The following is a 17,684-nucleotide window of genomic DNA, read 5'->3' on the forward strand; positions in this document are numbered from 1 at the left end:
ATGAAACTCGAGAAGTTAGATTACTTCTCGAGTTTTTTTAGTTTAGCTAGTCTTCCCTCTATGTACTGGTCGTATTTGTAGTCGTTTTGAAGATGGAAAATTAGTTGAGCTTTTTCATAGTGTGGGATTGCCTTGTCATAATTGTGAAGAAGCTCATTATTATAGCCTAAATTATAATAAAACTGCCCAACCATAAATATATGCTCGGATTCTTTGCACCATTGAATCCCTTCATTTGTAAGATGAATAGACTTTTTATATTCGCCTAGTCGTGTGTATACTCTGGATAAATTGTATAGCAACCTAGTTTTTATCGTTATATCTTGCAGTCGTTTGTATGATTTTAAGTGACTTCTTAAATCGTTGTATATTTCGAGAGCCTTTTCTAAAAAGTTTTCTTTAAAATAGACAGCCCCCGTTGAAAGAAGGATTTCCATCTCTCTTTCTGTCCATGCCTTTTTTAGCGTATTGGTAAGTTCGAGTGCTTGCTGAAGAATTTGCAAGGCAGCTTCCCTCTCCTGTTTTGCTTCAAAGAGGTAAATCCCCTTGTGCCAATATAAAAGTTGAAGGTTTTTCTCATTATTCGTAAATAGCGGGTTTTGTTCCTCGACTCTGACCATTTCCATCATCTCTTCATATCGGAATGCCCTTCTCAACACCCTTAGTTGATGCTCTACTTCCTTTATATAATCCAACCGAGGAGTTAAACCTATCTCAAAAAAGTAGTTCACATCAACTCCAAGTCTCTGCGAAATTTCATACAATACCGTTGCACTTGGATAGATATCACCCTTTTCTATTCTACTAATAAGTGCCTGCGTACAAATTCCTTTTGCTAGTTCCCCTTGCGTGATACCTATAGTTTTACGCAATTCTTTTATTTTTCTCCCTATGGCGGAGTAATCCATAGACGCCACCTCAAAAATATTAATATATTAATATTTTATCAGATACAGGGAATATATTCGAAGAAAGTTGGATAAAAGACACCTTCATGCACGGAGAATAGAAATACGCAAATCTCCAAAATATGTTTTAATAGAATCATCATCAAAACAATACCTGTTGATGGCACTTCTCTTTGTGGGAAGTGTCCTTTTTTATCTAGCAAAGGTCCGTCCCTCATCGCTTTAACGCAGTGAGGGACGGACCTTTGTAATATGTTTAATATTTGTATCCTGGGTCGAAGGTGCTATAATAGAGAAACCAAGGAGGTGATAAAAATGGAACAGAATGTAATTTTACAAGCTATTAAGGAATTGCAAGTGGCAATGAAAGAAGGATTTACTAAGCTAGAGACAAGAATGGATAGTTTGAAGTCAAGAATGCTAGCTGTAGAAGAAGGCCAACAAGAACTGATTGATAGTGTCAATTTGTTGGTAAAAGAGAATTGGAATACGAAGAAAGATATTGTACGTATAGAAAAATCATTGGGGATGAACGGACAATTTTAGTATTAAAACAATGTAATAAGCATCCCCTCTCTACAACGATTCCCTTACACCCCTAGCCAGTCTCCTATCCAACCTAACCTTATTTACTCCGTTACTCAAAAAATAAACTAATACTCTCAGGAGGTTTCTTTACTATGTCTGAAAAGAAAAATCATCCTCGCCCCGACTTAAACGTTAACTTTGTCAAATCCAAGCATCTGTCTCGCTTCCGAACAAATAGAGAAAAAAATAGAAAGTTAACGAATGACCTACAGCAGTACATCCTTCAAAGCTACGAAAACATTACCCATCAACTTTTTAAATCCATTCATAATGTTGCAAAGGATGACCTTCAACTTCAGAATATCACCTATCTTTTTAAAGGTCCCTTTTTCATGAAAATGATGGAAAGTTATGGACTTCAACTTTTCACAAAAGGCTTTTCTTATGGTGTTCAGCAAGCAGCTAATATGTTGGATTCTGCCTATAAAGAGGAAATTGCTCTTCTCGTCGAGGACCTACTAGACAATATTGCCTCTGAATCCCAAGAATACTTTTCACAAATAGAAACAAAATGTTTTACAGTGACAGGCTACAAAGCTTTCGAACTTGGTGTGGAGGCAGGCAGAGTGCTTTATAAAGAATCCGTATTTTCGTTTTAAATCAGAAAGGAGAAAGAAGGTTTCTAACCTCCTTTCTCCCCTTGATTAAAATAACCATTACCCGCTAAAACTACGCTTACAATATGTCGTTATCCAAACTGGGCCCGATTTGCGAAATGGCATAAATAAATACGCAAAGGAGAAGACAAATTTCTATATGAAAAATAATTTGCTTCGTATTTTTTATGATTACTGTACATAACTTTTGCTTTTATAACCTTCCGGGTACTTTTGAAACCATCTCCACGCACTTGTGACGATCTCTTCCAGTGACTCATACTTCGGTTTCCATTCTAGTTCTTTTTTCGCCTTTGCCGAAGAAGCAATTAGTACCGCTGGGTCACCCGTACGACGAGCCGCTTTTTCAGCAACAATATTGACACCCGTTACTTTACAAGCAGCATCGATTACTTCTTTTACCGAAAAACCCTTTTCCGTTCCTAAGTTATACGTTCCACTCTTTCGGTTTCTTCGTAATTTTTCTAGCGCTACTACATGTGCGCTGGCGAGGTCATCGACATGAATATAATCTCTAATACATGTGCCATCCCGTGTATCATAGTCATCACCATAAATCATTATTTTTTCTCTTTTTCGTAACGCAGCTTGTAAGACCAGCGGAATCAAGTGTGTTTCGGGATTGTGGTCCTCACCAATTTCACCGCCCATGTCCGCACCTGCTGCGTTAAAATAACGGAGGATGATGTATTGCATATTGTAGGCCGCTGCACACCATTTCAACATTTTTTCAGTAGCTAATTTTGTTTCTCCATAAGGATTAGTTGGATGTGTAGGATCTGTTTCTAAAATTGGAGTGCTTACTGGATCTCCATAAACCGCAGCAGTTGATGAAAAAACGATTTGCTTTACTCCGTATTTATTCATCGCTTTTACTAAACAAAGCGTCCCGTATAGGTTATTATCATAATAGCTGAGGGGATTTCTGACACTTTCGGCAACAAGGGAATTTGCAGCAAAGTGAATCACCGATGTTATTTTATGATTAAGAAAAATTTCCTCTACTATCGCTTCATCTCTTAGATCCCCATTGTATAGTAGGGCTTCATCGTCGACAGCCTCTGTATGACCTTGTTGAAAATTATCTAAAACAATTACCTCTTCCTTCCGCTTCAATAATGCTTTTACCGTATGACTCCCAATATAACCCGCTCCACCACAAACCAACACAGCCACTTCTACCACTCCCTCCAACCTACCCGTAGTAACCCACCACGCCACAAAGGGCTTTATATATACCTACGAAAAAAACTATAAAATATTCATTTCTGCACCTGTCCTCTAACACGGTACAGTAGTGAGGGACGGACCTCTGAACTTTCACTCTCTACTGCGATGAGGGACGGACCTTTCAATGTGAAGAGCCAAAGGCAAGTACTTCCAGAAATAAATGATTTAACTTCTAGGCGATTTAGTCATATAATGATACGTGAGTGTTTCTTATCGAATTAAAAATGAAGGAGACAAACTTTACTATAGGATGATGAATATGAATAATCGTCAAGTGTATGAAAAGTTATTAACTGTTGTTGCTGAAGATACGATTAAAGTGGATGAAATGTTGAGAAATCATTTGTATACGAAACTAGGTGGGAAAGCGGACTTTTTTATAACTCCAACGACTTATGAAGAAGTTCAAAATGTCGTAAAGCTTTCGAATGAAGAGAATATTCCTTTCACATTGTTAGGAAACGGCTCTAACTTAATTGTTAAAGACGGCGGGATTCGTGGAATTGTTATTCACCTGAAGAACTTTAACGATATTTCCACAGACGGTACGACGCTCGTTGCGCAAAGTGGCGCAGCCATTATTGAAGCGTCTCGCAAAGCACTGGCTGAGAATCTATCTGGCCTAGAATTTGCTTGTGGGATTCCCGGAACGGTCGGTGGAGCGCTATTTATGAACGCTGGAGCTTACGGAGGCGAAATCAAAGATGTTTTGGATCATGCAATCGTTGTAGACCGCCACGGTGAACTCGTGAAGCGGGAAGCAGCAGATCTTGCTCTTGATTACCGTACAAGTAATATTCCCGAAAATGGTGATATCGTTCTTGAAGCAACCTTCCACTTAAAACATGGTAAATACGAGGATATTAAAGCGATTATGGATGATCTTACGTATAAAAGAGAATCCAAACAACCGCTTGAATTCCCATCTTGCGGAAGTGTTTTTAAACGTCCTCCAGGCTACTTTGCGGGGAAACTTATTCAAGATAGCGACCTACAAGGAAAGAATATTGGTGGCGCTGAAGTTTCTACGAAGCATGCAGGATTTATTGTTAACAAGGATAACGCAACGGCAACAGACTATATTTCCCTTATCGAGCATGTTCAAAAAACGGTGAAAGAGAAATTCAACGTTGAGCTGGAGCGGGAAGTAAGGATTATTGGTGAGGACTTGGAAAAGTGAGTTTTATAACAAACGGTACACCCTATGTGAAGGGTGTACCGTTTGTTGTTGAAAGAGAATTATGTCTATATTTTCCGGTTCGCCGATAAATCCCTTCCACCTGCCTAACCAGAAATCAACCACAGCACAATCGGCAATGTTACAATGCTTGATAATGTGCTAATCAACGTTACCGAGGAGACAAAATCCGGTTTTGTATTGAACTGCAAAGCAAACATTGTTGTGTTTGCCGCTGACGGCATTGCTGCCATTAATATCATGACATTGCGAACGATTTCTGAAACAGGTAGTATCATCGCAAATACAACAGCAAGCAAAGGCGAAATAGCAAGCTTGATTATTAATGAGTAAGAAACCTTTTCTATCTCAAGCTTTTTCAGGGATATTTTTGCAAGCTGCATGCCGAGAATAATCATAATTGTCGGGATTGCCGCATCCGCTACTAGATTGATAGACTCATAAAATATTTCTGAAATATCTATGCGAGTAAGTTGGAATACTATTCCTAAAATAGCTCCATACACAACAGGCATGCGTACAACAGCCATTAGCGCTGCTCGGATGCCATCATGCTCGTCGCTTCCTTTTGCTGCATAATAAATACCGATTGTGCTCATAATCAACTGTTGAATTACCATAAAGATAACTGCAATATCAAACCCTACTGCTCCAAAAGCAAAAAGCGCTACTGGTGTCCCGTAATTTCCATTATTCATAAAAACGGAAGATAGAATGAGACTACTCGTTTCACTTTTCGAGTACTTTTTAAAATAGGCAATAGCATACACAATGGAAATTAAACCAAAGCAGATGCCTAACCCATAAACCGCCAAATAGAGATAGTCCATATTCAGCTCATTTTCATAAAAAGTTCTGAATGCCAGAACGGGAGACATTAAGTAAAGAGCCATTGTTGATAACGCCTTCGGATCAAAGCCAATCACCTTTTGCCCAATAAAACCGAGTGCAAAAATACAAAACACCGGTACTAGTACAACAATAAATTCCATATTACATTTCACCTGATTTCCTTATGTAGGTAAGCCACTGAAGCAAAGATTCGGGTGTCTGGATCAGCCATACCCTAAAAACAGCCTCAACTAAGCATTGGATCAAGACATAAATTACTCCAACAGAACAATAATCTACATGTGAATAGTTTACACTTCCTTAAACTGCAAAAAGAAAAAGCGGATATGCATATCCTTTATTTTTCCAACTTTCATATAAATTATAGTAACATATCTTTCAACTATTCTGCTATTCAACTTTAATACTTTAAAGCAATTGGGGACGGACCTTTAATAAAATTGCAAATGTTACTTTCCTAATTCAACTAATAGGATGAAGAAACTTCTCTTGTTCAAACGTTTGTTCAAATCTATAAAACCCTTTATCTGCCTACTTTCCCTTTCTTGAACAAACGTTTGATTGAATTTTTATATCCTTTGTAGCTCACAAAAAAACACTTAACTACTTTTCAATTTAAAACAGCCAGAAGGATCCCTTCACTTCTAAAAATTATAATCCCACAAAACCTTCCACTCGCCTTTCTCTTGCGCTACATAACAAACTTGACTTATTGTCATCAACCCATAATCACTTTCATAGATCATATCAACTTCGGCTGCCTTTACATCAGTAAACGTATCTACCTCGTCACCTTGTTTATACTCCCATTCACCAATATTTTCGATTTCTCCAATCTCTACTTCAAAAGTTTCTACTCCCATGTGACCTATAAACACATGATTTTTCGTTTCAATATAATCTCCCTTTGAAAATCGCTTTTGCATTTCTGAATGAAAAAGTTCCCAGGAAGATCCAAAATCCCCTTCTTTTTCATAATTATAAAATTCTCTCACTACTTCTTCTGGGTCATCACTAGAAAAAGAAGTGAAGGCACATTTAGTCAAGAAAACTCCAGCCACAATAATCAACAATCCAATCAATATGGCTGGTAAAGGCTTTCTTTTTCTCCTCATAACGTCACCTTCCAAATACGTATTTATTTAGATAAGTATGAGGCTTATACTACTGATATGAAAAAAGCCATCTTTTCCTTGTCCCTTTAAGTCATTAAAGCAAACTTATAAATCTAAAAAACCCCTTTATTTTATAAAAGAGGTTCCACACGTTGTTTATTCTTGATAGCTATCCATGTCACTTTCAGGTTCGTCGTTTTTCTCATTCAAGCTATTTAATACAGTGAGAACCATCTGGAGGTTATCCATTGTAAATAGGTTTTCGAATCCCTTTTTCTCCTTCTTAGGAGGCTTTTTGTCATTCTCTGAATACTGTGGTGGATATGGATACACTGGCTGAAAAATTGGTGGGAAATGTGGTGAATGCGGCGGACGGTAGAATGACTCCTCTCTAGTCCTTTTCAATTGTTCCGCGTTGTCTTGTCCTATTTTTTGACGAACTTCTTCTAACTCTTTTTGAAGAGAATCAATTCTATTATCTTGATCATAGATTAGTCGTTCCAACCCCTGCAATCTCTTTAACACAGCCTGTAAATTCTCTGACAATGCACGGTTGTCCATCTCTTTACTCCTTTCCTATATTTCTTGTTTTCTACTCTAATGCAACTCGTTATATCTTATGAAAAGAGGGACTAGCGGTATAGTCATTCATGTACATAATGACATTTTTCCTAAAAAGGGTGATTGTCCCTTTTTAAATGGCTGTTTTCGTAAAGTTTGTTGTTTGTGGGTAATGGACCGTTCCTTTTCGTAGGGAGGAAGTGAAACCTTGCCCCCGGACTCTAGGACCGCACTTAAAAAGGAAAGTCCCATAAATGGAGACCTTCCTTTTACTAGTTTGTATTCTTTTGCAAAATCTTTACCAATTTAAAGCACTGAGGGACGGACCTCTCGACTTTACTTTATTAACTTAAAGCACCAAAGTAAGGACCTCCCAATTAGAATAATTTAATCCCATAAGCATCTAGCACCTGACGCGGGACAAAGAAACGTGCCGTCATCAATGGATCTACAATTTGCGAGACTTGTGATTGACCCACAGCACTAAATAGCATTGTCAGTTCCCCGATTGTGAGGTCGGTGTGTGGAAGGATAGCATCGATCATCACTTCGACAGCTGTTTTTGCAGCGTCATCTAATGTTTCCTTTGAGACAATCACCGCAATTCCTTCTTCATTTTCCACATAAGGGTAGGGAATCGAACGATCTTTGATGACCTCCAACGTGACGGTAACTTTTCCAGGAATCTCAATACCGGAAACACCGATTTCGCCGTCACCCATTGCAGCATGAAGGTCCCCTAATCCGAATAATGCCCCTTCTTGAAATACGGGAAAATACAGCGTAGCCCCTGTTGTTATTAGTGTTGTATCCATATTTCCACCATGCGCTCCAGGTGTACCGCATGAAACAGGATCTGCTTCCGGTGCAACTCCAATTACACCAATCATCGGATTTAAAGGTAAATGGAGTTTCTCATTAAAAACAGCTTTCCCATCTTGAATTGGAATCATTTTCACCTGAAACTCTTCAAGCCGATGTCCCATCACCCCAAGCTCGGGACCGACCGACATAACACCGCGTTCTCCTAACTCGATATTATCAATTTTCACTTTCAGCACATCTCCCGGTTGTGCCCCTTCTACAAATATAGCCCCTGTTGCAGGATTAATCTGGTCCCAATCAATTGATTGAAATGCTGCCTGTTCAGAAGTAATTTGATTTTGAAAACAATCATATGTATCAATCACCACTTGGTCACCGGAAGCAACGGTCATAGAAGCATTATTATCTTTACTAAATGCATAAAAATAGTTTTCTTTCGTAAGTGTCTTTGCCATTCGAAATTCCCCTTCCTAATTCGAGGTCCGTCCCTCACTGCTTTAATGCAACACCGTGGTTGGGGACGGACCTTTGGTTATCTTTTTTCATTTTTTTGTTTTTGGAGGTATTGGTTTTCTTCTTCTTTTGTTAGTATTCCTGTCGCTTCTCCAACGGTTCCCCCTTGTAAGTTCCAAATTTCATTGTGGTCGTCGTCGACGGAGGATAAGTCGCCTTCCTGCCATTTCAACAAAATCGTATGATATAGCTCCTCATGTTCGTAGTCCTCGGCTTCTAATTGGTTGAGCAAAAACTGAATACGGTCATCCGTCATTTTATAAAAAGACCATTTTTCTTCTGCTTCTACTTTTTGATGACTCATTGCATGAATATATTGTTGAAGAACTGTCTCCGTTAATGGTGTCGCAACTTCCTCATTAAACGGATTTTCATTGCTCTCTCCTGTATTAACAGACGTATCTCCCTCTACTTTTTTAGAAGCCTCTTCTGTACTTTTTTTCTCGTCGGCCTTTATTCGTTCTGGACTAGTGGTTAAAAAAGAGTACGTTGTTAGAGAAGAAACAACAACTAGAAAAGCGATAATGTATGCTATAAATAGATACTTTTTCTTTTTACTCACAGCATCCTCCTCCATTATCTTTTTATAGCTTAGACCTTTTATATTTACATTCTCTATGAATTCAAGATTTTCCTTCCATATTCTCATTTCCTTATTGTTAGAAGCTGACAACGTAGTAATAGAAAAATGATATCCATTTGTTTTTTTATGCTATAATTACCAAGTCTAAAGATAATGGGTAATTGTTACTACAAAAAACTTACTACAATTAAGCCTCCCCCCTTTTAGTCTTTCTAAATTTGAAATTATTATTTTTATAGAATAGAGGTAGTTTTATATGACTATGTTAGTGAACTTTTTTCTCACCCTTACAATAATTGTCTTAATTGAATTGTTGATTGGGTTAGTGAAACCACGGTGGGCAGTGTATTGGAGACCAGTAGAACGAAGAAATAGATGGTCTGTTATGAAAGTATGGGGTTCTTCACTTCTCTTTTTATTTATCATACTAATCACCTTAGTTACTAGATGGCCAATCTTTTTCATGCTTATTGGTGCAATCTTTGGTTTAGTTTCTATTTTTGCCATTTTAATAGGATTGATTAAACCTGCAAAGATACGCTGCATCGGAAAGACGACTCGCTGGAAAATAATATGGCAGTATACATTGTTACTTATCGTTCTTTTTTTCATTGCAGGTTTACCCGCGAGTATTGAATATGAGCAAGACGAGATAGTCATGGGAATTTATGAAGGAGATAAGCAAGATGGATTAAAAGATGGTAAGGGTAAAATTTCCAATTACTCCGGTTTTTATAATGGAGAGTGGAAAAGTGATCTCCGTAACGGTACTGGAAAAGAAGTAACGAACTTTGGATTTCTTGCAAAAATTTCCTACAACGGAGAATGGAAAGACAATCAAGAGGAAGGGTACGGTGAACAAACAGTCCAAATGCTTTGGTTGGATGCTCATTACGAAGGACAATGGAAAAATGGTCTTAGACATGGGGAAGGAACATTTATCGATCGTGACGGAAATGTCTATAAGGGACAATGGAAAAATGATGCTCCGAATGGGCAGGGGACTTTTACACTAGCTAACGGAGAAACTTATGTTGGAGAAGTGAAGGATTGGGAACGACATGGTCAGGGAAAGGCTGTCGATCCGGATGGAAAAGTACTAGAAGGAAATTGGGTTGAGGATGAACTAGAAGAATAGGAAACTGTCAGAAAAGCGACAATTATGTTATCCGTATTATTTTAACGAAGAAAGAAAGGTCCCCAATACAAAAAACAGAGACATCCTTCAATAAACGATGCCTCTGTTTTCCCCTCACCCCGCTACAGGATGATTTGTCTCATATATTAATTTATCCAGTTCTTCTGTATAATCGCTCACCTGGTCTGCCGTCCAACCAAGCATGCTTGCCATATACGTTATCACTTCTTCTTTATATTTTCTAACCCAATTAATATTGAAGAAAAGTGCTCCTGTGCGTCGGATAAAAAAGTCAACAGGCTTGTAGACAAGTTCATATTCTACGGAATATCGTACCATTGCAAATACTAATGCAAGTTGGTTGTCTTCCTTCGTTTTTACTTTTTCCTCTTCGTACAAGGAGAAGAGTTTATCGACGTTCGACCCGTATCGCTGGGTGACAAGAGTTGCTTCGTCTTCTGTTAAACCAAGGTTAATTCCTTCTTTTACTTTTTCTTGCTTAAAACGAGCGAAACCTTTCGATCCACCCACATCTCCTCCTGAAATAGGAAGGTGCATTGTCGGTGTTCCTGGATAATTAGCCCCTTCTAACTCATGTAGGTTTTTCGCAACTAAATCAACAATGCTTTCTGCCATTTTTCGATAGCCAGTTAATTTACCTCCTGCGATGGAAATAAATCCTGATTCCGAAACGAAAATCTCATCTTTTCTTGATATTTCAGATGGATCTTTTCCTTCTTCATGAATTAGCGGTCGCAAACCAGACCAGCTTGACTCTACATCCTCTGCCTTAATTTTGACCTCAGGGAACATATAATCAATCGCTTTTAATACATAATCACGGTCGCTTTCCGTCATCGTTGGGTGAGCGATATTTCCTTTATATACCGTGTCTGTTGTACCAACATATGTTTTTCCTTCACGAGGAATCGCAAATACCATCCGTCCATCTGGTGTATCAAAGTAAACAGCTTGCTTTAACGGAAATCTTTTTCCATCAAAAACTAAATGAATCCCTTTTGTAAGCTGCAACGTTTTTCCTCGTTTAGAGTTATCTTTTTCCCTTAATGTATCCACCCAAGGACCTGCTGCATTGACGATTTGTTTCGCATAAATAGTATGCTCACTGCCATCAATCATATCTTTTACTTTTACACCAATTATTTTATTATCTTTGTAAAGTAGCTCGGAAACTTTTGCATAATTAAGAGCCTGTGCCCCTTTTTCAATCGCCTTTTTCATCACTTCAATCGTAAGGCGGGCATCATCCGTTTTATACTCAACGTAATAGCCTGCACCCTTCATATCCTGTTTTTTCAAAAGAGGCTCTCTTCTTAGGGCTTCGTCTTTACCAAACATCTGTCTTCTCTCGCTTTTCTTTACACCAGCAAGAAAATCATAGACGCGAAGGCCGATATTTGTTGTAAACGGACCGAATGTTCCACCTTTATAAAAAGGTAGTAGCATCCATTCTGGTGTCGTCACGTGTGGGCCATTTTCATACACAATAGCTCGTTCTTTCCCTACTTCTGAAACTACTTTAATTTCAAACTGTTTTAGATAGCGCAGGCCACCATGAACTAATTTAGTTGATCTGCTTGATGTACCCGCAGCAAAGTCCTGCATCTCCACAACCGCAACCTTCATGCCCCTTGCCGCAGCATCTAATGCGATTCCGGATCCTGTAATGCCTCCACCAATAACAAGTAAATCAAGGTTTGTTTCATTCATTTTTTTATACGTTTCTTTTCTATTTAAACTGGAAAATATCAACTTCATCGCTCCTTTTTTAGATGTATAAACTTAGTCGTTACGATGCTATCCTCGATAATCTCCAAATCTCATAAGGTAACAACAAGGCAGAAAAAAAGAGACCACAAAACACCCTAAGATTAATATATTAATCTATAGAGGTATGTAGTCTCTCCGTTTCTCCGATACATTCTATTAACTTGTAAAATTATTATAGCATATTTTAAGGTAATTATGAAGGGAAACTTTGATTATCTGCAGGAAGGAGATTATAAATTAACCCTTCCTATGCAGACGAGGTCTGTCCCCTCTCCTATTCAAATAGTAGATGATCTACTCTTTCCCGCTTAATGTATTTCTTTGTACGTAGGGACGGACACCGAAATGTAGTCGGCAATTGCTCAGTTAAAATTATAACAATCTTTTTTTACTGAGCTTCAGCTAATTCCCTACGGTGTCTTCCCCCTCTATAACCAGTTACATTATTGAGAAGTTTGTAATTCATATCCGTTAATAAAGGCAAAAGGCGGGCAGACCTCTTTTACCTCTTAGAAGGGGATTGTAGATCGACGGTGTCCCTATTTGTCGCAGCTACTAAATAACAGCTTTATTTCAACAGTTGAAAATAGAGCTAAAGTCAACAGGTGAATTTGGTTCTGAATTCAACTGTTGAATATTCATTAAAATTCAACAGTTGAATAAATAGTTAAATAGATAATCGCTATGTTACGGCTTAAACACCCTAGTTGCTTCGACCGCTTTTTGCCAGCCTTCATACAATTTCTTACTTTTCTCGGAATCTAGTTTATTTGTAAACGTTCGTTCGTTTTTCCATTGCTTTGAAATTTCTTCTTTGTCTTTCCAGTAACCGACAGCTAAACCTGCTAGATAAGCAGCACCTAATGCTGTTGTTTCATTGATAACTGGTCTTTCTACCGGTACACCAAGGATGTCGCTTTGGAACTGCATTAATAGATTATTTTTTACTGCTCCTCCATCAACCCTCAACGTTTTTAAATCAATTCCGGAATCAGTAATCATTGCGTCCAAAACATCTTTCGTTTGATATGCCAGTGATTCTAATGTAGCACGGATAAAGTGCTCCTTCGTTGTTCCACGAGTAAGGCCAAATACTGCTCCTCTTGCATCCGTATCCCAATAAGGTGTTCCAAGTCCCACAAATGCCGGGACGAAATAGACGCCATCCGTTGATTCAACCTTAGCCGCGTATTCTTCGCTTTCAGGTGATTGATCAAACATACGTAAACCATCGCGCAACCATTGAATAGCAGATCCTGCGACGAAGATACTTCCTTCTAGTGCATACTCCACTTTTCCGTCTACTCCCCAAGCAAGTGTTGTTAACAAACCGTTTTCCGACTTAACACCTTTTTCACCTGTGTTCATTAACATAAAGCAGCCTGTTCCATACGTATTTTTCGCCATTCCTGTTTCAAAACAAGCCTGACCAAATAATGCTGCTTGCTGGTCACCCGCTATTCCTGCAATCGGAACTTCTTGACCGAAGAAGTGGTAATCAACTGTTGTTGCATATACTTCAGAAGACGGACGTACTTCTGGCAGCATACTTTTTGGCACATCGAGAATTTCAAGCAACTCGTCATCCCACTCTAAATCATAAATATTGTACATCAACGTCCGGGACGCATTAGAGTAATCTGTTACATGCTTCTTACCACCGGAAAGCTTATAAACAAGCCAAGTGTCAATCGTACCGAATAGTAAGTCTCCCTTCTCTGCTTTTTCTCTTGCACCTTCTACATTATCCAGAATCCATTTTACTTTTGTTCCAGAAAAATATGGATCTATTAATAAACCAGTTTTTTCTCTAAATAAGTCATTGTAACCCTTTTCACGTAACTCCTTACAAATCTCATCCGTTTGACGTGACTGCCAAACAACCGCTTTGTAAATTGGTTTACTTGTGTTTTTATCCCATACGACAGCTGTCTCCCGTTGGTTTGTAATCCCAATTCCTGCTACTTGCTCTGCGGATATATCCGCTTTTCTCAACGCTTCTGCGATACAAGCAAGAACAGATGTCCATATTTCATTTGCATCATGTTCCACCCAGCCTGGCTTTTGGAAAAACTGTTCAAATTCCCTTTGTGCAGAGCTTACAATTTCTCCTGCATGATTAAATAAAATAGCACGTGAGCTTGTTGTTCCTTGGTCTAATGATAAAATATACTTTTCCATTATGGCTCCCCCTTATTGAGCTTGTTTTAATTGATTTGTAACAGGCATTTTTGCTTTTTTCAATTCTATTTTTGTTGCAGTAATGAAAATAATTACCACGATTGCGCTTACAATCCAAAATGGGATCGAAAATTCATTCGTAAAGACTGCTTTGTAAAATAACGCTCCATAAATCCCGCCCAAGGCTGGACCTACAATCGGTATCCAAGCATATCCCCAATCTGAATTTCCTTTTCCTATAATCGGTAATACTGCATGGGCAATTCTTGGTCCAAGGTCGCGGGCTGGATTAATTGCATAACCCGTTGTTCCCCCAAGCGACATACCAATTGCAATAATTAATAATCCTACAATGGCAGGATTTAATCCTTCTGTAAACTGATTTGCACCGATAAATAATAATCCCATAACTAAAACGAATGTTCCAATCATTTCACTTACTAGGTTGGAAAGAGGACTTCTGACAGCAGGATCCGTCGCAAATACTGCGAGTTTGGCACCTTGATCCTCTGTTTCCCTCCAGTGAGGAAGGTATTGTAAAAAGACAATAACGCCACCGATAAATGCTCCAATAACTTGAGCAGAGATATACAGCGGAACTTTGCTCCATGGAAACTCACCAACAGAGGCAAACCCAAGTGTAACAGCTGGATTCAGATGTGCCCCCGACACACTTCCTACCGCGTAAACTCCCATCGTAACGGCGAGGCCCCATGCAATCGTAATAAGAACCCATCCAGCACCTTCTGCTTTTGTTTTCTTTAAAACAACACCACCGACTACTCCTCCACCAAAAATAATCAAAATCATCGTACCAACCACTTCTGCTATAAACTCAGACATTTCCTCTCCCCCTTAAATTGTATTACTATCGACGTTAACAAGAACTAGTTGTTGTTTGTGCTGTTGTTTGTGCCTGGAACATTTTACGTTTTCTGTGCCTGGAACATTTTACGTTTTCTGTGCCAGGAACATTTTGCGTTTTCTGTGCCAGGAACATTTTGCGTTTTCTGTGCTAGGAACAAATCCAGGGATTTGTTCCTGGCACAGCCATATATGCACTTCTCCCACCTAAAAAAGACAACAAAAAACCCACACAACAAACGATATACTTTTCCCATTCATGAAAAGTACCATTTGACAGTGTGGGTCTCCAAATCTCCTACACAGTTCCTGTTAACTTGTTAACTCTAAGTTACTCTAACTTGAAAGCGTTGTCAATATGTTTTTTCATAATGATGTCCGCTAGCATGTTTTATTACTAACGGACACCTTGCTACTATTTAGTTTTAGCGGTAGTAAAATCCCATAGCTCAACCTGCGAAGTAGTAATAGCCTGTGCTCCATTTTCAAAAGCACTTTGAACATCTTCTTTATTACGAATTAGCCCTCCAGCGATAACGGGAATGCCTGTTTTTTCGTAAACTTCTTGAATTAAACCAGGTACGACTCCAGGAAGGATTTCGATATAGTCTGGTCTCATTGTATTAATAATTTTTATATTATGTTCTAATGCATGGCTGTCCAAAGCAAATAAGCGTTGAATCGAGGTAACATTTTTCTTTTTGGCGTAAGAGATAACATTATTTCTTGTGGAGATAAGCCCATCAACCTTTGCGACTCTAATAAGGTACTCAATTCCATACTCGTCCGCCTTTAACCCTTGAATCAAATCGACATGAACTAATACCTTTTTATTCCTTTGTTTCGCATATTTCACCATACTGTCTATTTGCGATAATCTAGTTTCTAACAGGATAATATGTTCCTGTGAACTCTCTAAAATTTTATCAAAGTCCTTCATACTTCTTACTGCAGGTAAAACTCCTTTAAGTTCCATCATATATCTCACTCCTAATATATACATAATAACACGAGATATTTATTAATGCTGCGAGGGACGGACCTCTAGTGAAAGTATGCACAAAAGGTCCGTCCCTCATTGCAGTGATGCGTTAATATGCTTGGGGACGGACCTCTAGTGAAAGTATGCACAAAAGGTCCGTCCCTCATTGCAGTGATGCGTTAATATGCTTGGGGACGGACCTCTAAAAAAGAACCCTACTTATCCTAGAATAGGTAGAGTTCTCTTTACTTTATCGCTTTAAAGAATCCGGGGACGGACCTCCGAACTTATTGCACTAACGCTTATATCTCTCTCGAATAGATTTCTTCTGTTTTTACAAGCGAATGTAGTTTCAGCTCATTTCCTTCTTGTGTTAAGAAGTGCTCTGAATGGAATGTTTTCGCCTTGCCAGTTCCATCATTGTAGTAGATATTATAAGACTCTTCGGTTTTTACCGAAATGCCGTGCTCTTGCTGTTCAATTCCTCTGATAGTAATGCCTGTTGTTTCTTCTGTTATTCCTTCTGACTCAAGGTAGTCAAGGTAGTTCCTTGTTTCCTCATAGGAAGGTCCTGCTGGATCAATGAATGGAGAAACGATGTCAAAGTCTCTTTCATTGATGGATTGAACAGAATGTTGTACATAATTTTTCATAAACGCTTCTATCATTTCTTCCATATCCGCTTCTAGCTCACCATCACCTAAAGTTTCTTGTGCTATTAGCGCCGAATCTTCCCAATATAATTCTTCTTCTTTAAAGTTAAGATCGATTGCTCCTTGATTAGAAACTTCTATTTCCTCTGTTTTAATTTTTCCCTTTTCCGTTTTATACTCTGCATGGAGCACAACTTTTCCGTTTGTATCAATTGGACCAAACTCATCGATTTCATCTATCGTTTTCCCCGTACTTTTTCCATTAACGAAAAGAGTCGCCTCATACTCATTACTATAAATAGAAACATAGTCTCCTTCAAGGTCAGCTTGAAAACGTACTAGATTATCTGAGGCCACTTCTGAAAAAGGAATTTCAAATTCATCTTTTAGTGTTGCATATTCTCCTTTATATACAGCCTTTACTTTGCTAGTTCCTGGAAGGAATTCACCAAAATCAACGTATTCGTCAGGAGATTTCACTTTCTTTTTCTTACCGTGAAATGTCAACTCAACATTTTCTAAATTAGACGTCATCTCTACTTTAAAAGGGATGACCTCTATTTCATATTGAGGATAAAGTCCAAATTTCTTTTCTCCTCTTTTTAACGTTAAAATTTCATTTCCGCTCTGATCAGTAAGGGCTTCTGTTTTCTTATAGCCCTCCATTCTTACCGTCTGCTCATAAAGGTCCTTTACTAATTCATCAACATCGCTCTCTTTTTCCAAATAAGAAATAAATCCAGCCACCGATTCCTCATCTAATTCAAGCGATTTTGTTGAAGGATGAAGCAAGTCCAAAAGAGCCTTTTCATCTCCATCTGTAACAGCTTCTTCAAAATTTGCAACGACATTTTCAGGAGCATATCGATGAGACAAAATTTGATGGGCGACAAACAGTCCGATTGCAAGCATAACAACTGCCGCTAAGCCTATTTTTACTTTTTTAGAAAAGAAACCACTGCTTTGCCCGGTCCTAGTTTTTTCCGTTACTAAACTAGCACCCTCATGTTTTTCTCCACATGCCGAACAAAATGTTTGGTTTGTACCAAGTTTGTTACCACAATTATTACAAAAAGCCATAAACG

The 17,684-nt window shown here is 38.5% G+C and carries 16 protein-coding genes; 4 read left to right on the top strand and 12 right to left on the bottom strand.

From position 1 onward, the window contains the following. Positions 1-20: 20 nt before the first annotated feature. The gene (locus tag ACFSUL_RS20590) at positions 21-872 is read right to left on the bottom strand and encodes a helix-turn-helix domain-containing protein (RefSeq protein WP_377938156.1); all 852 of its coding nucleotides are present in this window, start codon (positions 870-872) and stop codon (positions 21-23) included. 351 nt (positions 873-1,223) lie between these two features. Between ACFSUL_RS20590 and ACFSUL_RS20595 the strand changes: the two genes are divergently transcribed. Next, on the top strand, positions 1,224-1,454 hold the full coding sequence (locus tag ACFSUL_RS20595; RefSeq protein WP_377938158.1) for a hypothetical protein: 231 nt from the start codon (positions 1,224-1,226) through the stop codon (positions 1,452-1,454). A gap of 134 nt (positions 1,455-1,588) precedes the next feature. Next, positions 1,589-2,095 (top strand): hypothetical protein, encoded by a 507-nt coding sequence (locus ACFSUL_RS20600; RefSeq protein WP_071410645.1) that lies wholly within the window; start codon positions 1,589-1,591, stop codon positions 2,093-2,095. A 189-nt stretch (positions 2,096-2,284) separates the two neighbouring features. Here the strand turns inward: ACFSUL_RS20600 and galE are convergent, their stop codons facing one another. After that, positions 2,285-3,289 (bottom strand): UDP-glucose 4-epimerase GalE, encoded by a 1,005-nt coding sequence (galE, locus tag ACFSUL_RS20605; RefSeq protein ID WP_377938161.1) that lies wholly within the window; start codon positions 3,287-3,289, stop codon positions 2,285-2,287. A gap of 313 nt (positions 3,290-3,602) precedes the next feature. Here galE and murB point away from each other — a divergent pair, with 313 nt between their 5' ends. Next, the gene (murB, locus tag ACFSUL_RS20610) at positions 3,603-4,523 is read left to right on the top strand and encodes a UDP-N-acetylmuramate dehydrogenase (protein WP_377938163.1); all 921 of its coding nucleotides are present in this window, start codon (positions 3,603-3,605) and stop codon (positions 4,521-4,523) included. 104 nt (positions 4,524-4,627) lie between these two features. On the opposite strand, the gene ACFSUL_RS20615 is transcribed toward murB, so the two are convergent. The 5 genes from ACFSUL_RS20615 to ACFSUL_RS20635 form a co-directional block, all read right to left on the bottom strand. Then, positions 4,628-5,533 carry an AEC family transporter gene (locus ACFSUL_RS20615; RefSeq protein WP_377938165.1) on the bottom strand — a complete coding sequence of 302 codons (906 nt, stop codon included), beginning with the start codon at positions 5,531-5,533 and terminating at the stop codon, positions 4,628-4,630. 504 nt (positions 5,534-6,037) lie between these two features. Beyond that, positions 6,038-6,508, bottom strand: coding sequence for a hypothetical protein (locus ACFSUL_RS20620; protein ID WP_377938167.1), 471 nt, complete (start codon positions 6,506-6,508; stop codon positions 6,038-6,040). 156 nt (positions 6,509-6,664) lie between these two features. Next, positions 6,665-7,069 carry a hypothetical protein gene (locus ACFSUL_RS20625; RefSeq protein ID WP_377938169.1) on the bottom strand — a complete coding sequence of 135 codons (405 nt, stop codon included), beginning with the start codon at positions 7,067-7,069 and terminating at the stop codon, positions 6,665-6,667. Positions 7,070-7,446: 377 nt separating this feature from the next. Next, positions 7,447-8,349, bottom strand: coding sequence for an acetamidase/formamidase family protein (locus ACFSUL_RS20630; RefSeq protein ID WP_377938171.1), 903 nt, complete (start codon positions 8,347-8,349; stop codon positions 7,447-7,449). A 77-nt stretch (positions 8,350-8,426) separates the two neighbouring features. Further along, the gene (locus ACFSUL_RS20635; RefSeq protein ID WP_377938173.1) at positions 8,427-8,969 is read right to left on the bottom strand and encodes a DUF6241 domain-containing protein; all 543 of its coding nucleotides are present in this window, start codon (positions 8,967-8,969) and stop codon (positions 8,427-8,429) included. 277 nt (positions 8,970-9,246) lie between these two features. Here ACFSUL_RS20635 and ACFSUL_RS20640 point away from each other — a divergent pair, with 277 nt between their 5' ends. Then, positions 9,247-10,128, top strand: coding sequence for a hypothetical protein (locus ACFSUL_RS20640; RefSeq protein WP_377938175.1), 882 nt, complete (start codon positions 9,247-9,249; stop codon positions 10,126-10,128). Positions 10,129-10,242: 114 nt separating this feature from the next. Here ACFSUL_RS20640 and ACFSUL_RS20645 read toward each other — a convergent pair whose 3' ends face one another. The 5 genes from ACFSUL_RS20645 to ACFSUL_RS20665 all read right to left on the bottom strand — a co-directional run bounded on the left by ACFSUL_RS20645 (position 10,243) and on the right by ACFSUL_RS20665 (position 17,679). After that, positions 10,243-11,901 (bottom strand): glycerol-3-phosphate dehydrogenase/oxidase, encoded by a 1,659-nt coding sequence (locus ACFSUL_RS20645; RefSeq protein WP_377938177.1) that lies wholly within the window; start codon positions 11,899-11,901, stop codon positions 10,243-10,245. 705 nt (positions 11,902-12,606) lie between these two features. Continuing rightward, positions 12,607-14,100, bottom strand: coding sequence for a glycerol kinase GlpK (glpK, locus tag ACFSUL_RS20650; RefSeq protein WP_377938179.1), 1,494 nt, complete (start codon positions 14,098-14,100; stop codon positions 12,607-12,609). Positions 14,101-14,112: 12 nt separating this feature from the next. Beyond that, positions 14,113-14,943, bottom strand: coding sequence for an MIP/aquaporin family protein (locus ACFSUL_RS20655; RefSeq protein WP_377938181.1), 831 nt, complete (start codon positions 14,941-14,943; stop codon positions 14,113-14,115). Positions 14,944-15,379: 436 nt separating this feature from the next. Further along, positions 15,380-15,943 carry a glycerol-3-phosphate responsive antiterminator gene (locus ACFSUL_RS20660; RefSeq protein ID WP_377938183.1) on the bottom strand — a complete coding sequence of 188 codons (564 nt, stop codon included), beginning with the start codon at positions 15,941-15,943 and terminating at the stop codon, positions 15,380-15,382. Between the two features lie 305 nt (positions 15,944-16,248). Continuing rightward, positions 16,249-17,679, bottom strand: coding sequence for a zinc ribbon domain-containing protein (locus ACFSUL_RS20665; RefSeq protein WP_377938185.1), 1,431 nt, complete (start codon positions 17,677-17,679; stop codon positions 16,249-16,251). Positions 17,680-17,684: the final 5 nt, after the last annotated feature.

The organism is Bacillus seohaeanensis, from assembly GCF_042684945.1.
Taxonomy (GTDB): Bacteria; Bacillota; Bacilli; order Bacillales; family Bacillaceae_B; genus Rossellomorea; species Rossellomorea seohaeanensis.

What these genes read in the sequence shown, in the direction of transcription:
- ACFSUL_RS20595 (WP_377938158.1), top strand. Translation starts at nt 1,224, where the DNA reads ATGGAACAGAATGTAATTTTACAAGCTATTAAGGAATTGCAAGTGGCA.
- ACFSUL_RS20625 (WP_377938169.1), bottom strand. Translation starts at nt 7,069, where the DNA reads ATGGACAACCGTGCATTGTCAGAGAATTTACAGGCTGTGTTAAAGAGA.
- murB (WP_377938163.1), top strand. Translation starts at nt 3,603, where the DNA reads ATGAATAATCGTCAAGTGTATGAAAAGTTATTAACTGTTGTTGCTGAA.
- ACFSUL_RS20665 (WP_377938185.1), bottom strand. Translation starts at nt 17,679, where the DNA reads ATGGCTTTTTGTAATAATTGTGGTAACAAACTTGGTACAAACCAAACA.
- glpK (WP_377938179.1), bottom strand. Translation starts at nt 14,100, where the DNA reads ATGGAAAAGTATATTTTATCATTAGACCAAGGAACAACAAGCTCACGT.
- ACFSUL_RS20630 (WP_377938171.1), bottom strand. Translation starts at nt 8,349, where the DNA reads ATGGCAAAGACACTTACGAAAGAAAACTATTTTTATGCATTTAGTAAA.
- ACFSUL_RS20655 (WP_377938181.1), bottom strand. Translation starts at nt 14,943, where the DNA reads ATGTCTGAGTTTATAGCAGAAGTGGTTGGTACGATGATTTTGATTATT.
- ACFSUL_RS20640 (WP_377938175.1), top strand. Translation starts at nt 9,247, where the DNA reads ATGACTATGTTAGTGAACTTTTTTCTCACCCTTACAATAATTGTCTTA.
- ACFSUL_RS20600 (WP_071410645.1), top strand. Translation starts at nt 1,589, where the DNA reads ATGTCTGAAAAGAAAAATCATCCTCGCCCCGACTTAAACGTTAACTTT.
- ACFSUL_RS20620 (WP_377938167.1), bottom strand. Translation starts at nt 6,508, where the DNA reads ATGAGGAGAAAAAGAAAGCCTTTACCAGCCATATTGATTGGATTGTTG.
- ACFSUL_RS20660 (WP_377938183.1), bottom strand. Translation starts at nt 15,943, where the DNA reads ATGATGGAACTTAAAGGAGTTTTACCTGCAGTAAGAAGTATGAAGGAC.
- ACFSUL_RS20615 (WP_377938165.1), bottom strand. Translation starts at nt 5,533, where the DNA reads ATGGAATTTATTGTTGTACTAGTACCGGTGTTTTGTATTTTTGCACTC.